1 protein-coding gene and 1 pseudogene are annotated in these 1,847 nt (G+C 30.4%); both read right to left on the bottom strand.

Going from position 1 to position 1,847, the window contains the following annotated elements; genetic code table 11:
• Nucleotides 1-261 (bottom strand): annotated as a pseudogene (locus tag ACFIKE_RS10010) (aromatic amino acid transporter AroP); the annotation flags it as partial.
• Between the two features lie 1,001 nt (nt 262-1,262).
• A complete protein-coding gene (locus ACFIKE_RS10005) occupies nt 1,263-1,445 on the bottom strand; it encodes a SlyX family protein (RefSeq protein WP_375649689.1) in 183 nt (60 codons plus the stop codon).
• Nucleotides 1,446-1,847 lie beyond the last annotated feature (402 nt).

Below are 1,847 nucleotides of genomic sequence, written 5' to 3'. Positions count from 1 at the left end.
TCTCCCCCAATATTTATAAGCAAAAAAACTAAATGCTCCTGAAGACGGCTCTTCTACTGACATTTCACCAAGCATTCTCATAATGAAATATATAATAATCCCGCCGACAAGATAAGATAAAATGACCGATGGACCAGCTAATTGAATTGCCTCGGTTGACCCATAAAAAAGCCCCGTCCCAATAACGCCACCCAAAGCAATCATTTGAATATGGCGATTTTGAAGGCTACGCTTCAATTCCTCGTGCTTTTTTTCAGACATCATGCCTCACTACTTCTGTTGAACCTAACCTCAACTTTTATCGAAAAATTAGGCACCTCTTTCAAAAAACACAAAACAAACGTCAACTTATTTTCTTATCATAATGCAACCCCTTATTTTTTTGTGCATTATACGTATGTCCCGTTGAAGTTTTAAGAAAAAATATGCCCCACCCTTTATTTAAATTAATGTCTTTCATTTTCATTACACTAACCATTATAGTATTGGTCATTGATAATGCACACTCTGTAATAACATCACATTGGACAATAACCCCCTTTAATAAAATTTTAATAAACCTTCTGCAAACAGATATCTATCAACTTAATCAATCTCTATGCAAGGTAATGCCTGATTTTCTGTCCTCAATTTGCGTTACTCTCACTTATTTACCAGCATGGTCTATCTTTGGTGCTTTAGCAATAGTATTTTGTATCTTAAATTACGAAAAACAAAAGCCTTTCCACAAAATATCATATACATATAACGAAGAGTACATTTAATCTTGAAAAAAACTTCTAGAGCTCTCTGTACTATAACACAACCAATGTCGCTTAAAATCCCTCACTCTATTAAAACAACCGAAAACCACTTGATCATCAGAACGGATTAAAACGCTTTATTATAAATATATGCGCTCACTTATGATTTCTATAGATAAAGATAACACCACTTTATTTGTATCAATTTAAAAAATTAGCGAATAAATCTAACTCCCATCTATACAAAAACTCTGTACAGAAAAAATTTAACATATTGCAGTTCATATATTTTTCTATAGCTGCTTCTTTATACTCTAAAAAAACTTTTCTTAATTTTTATACTAGAAACCCCATATAAAAAACGTCTTCTAATATCAGCTCTCCTTATAAGATTGGAACTTATTAAAATTAATGAAGAAGCTTATAAAAATTATTCTACAAGCCTAACAAAATACGCTAAATAAAAACTAATCTGTAAATAATTACAATTGTGATAAAAAATATTTTCCACCTTCCTCCCTATTGAGAAAATGGTGAGATAACAGTTTCAGTAACACTCTGTTCTTTTAAATCTGAAAATCTTCTCGCTAAAATATCAACTTTTTTAGATATCTCATCCAAACTTTTCCATTGATTAGTTACCTCTCGAGAAAGTTCCTCAATGAATTTTTCTTGGTAAGCTAGCTTCATTTCTAGTTCTATCAGCCGATCTTCATCCGATATGATTTTTACTCCCTCTTAAATAAAAAAACTTGATTAATTTTATTAATCCTCCTCTCTTTTTCTTCCCATAAAAATGAGAAGTCACTTTTCAACTAATTCTAATCATCTTATTTGCATATTATAAAGGGTTTATGATGATCTTTATTTTCCCAATCACTTATGCAACAAATTTCTTTCTTAAGAATCAGAAAATGTTTTTATCTTTACTAAGTTATCTTGACACCATTTTTCATCCTAAAGATCTACATTCCCAGCTTCTTAATTTGAGTGCTATCGTAAATTGGAAAGCATTTATAGTATTAAAATCAAAGAATACTGTCCTCTGACTTTTACATACTTCTCCTGCAAATTATTATCATATTTTATAAATTATTGAAAAAA

Source organism: Bartonella sp. MU70NMGDW, assembly GCF_042194085.1.
GTDB classification, from domain to species: domain Bacteria; phylum Pseudomonadota; class Alphaproteobacteria; order Rhizobiales; family Rhizobiaceae; genus Bartonella; species Bartonella grahamii.
The sequence above is the reverse complement of the archived record's forward strand: the minus strand, read 5'-3'. Positions and strand labels throughout refer to the sequence as shown.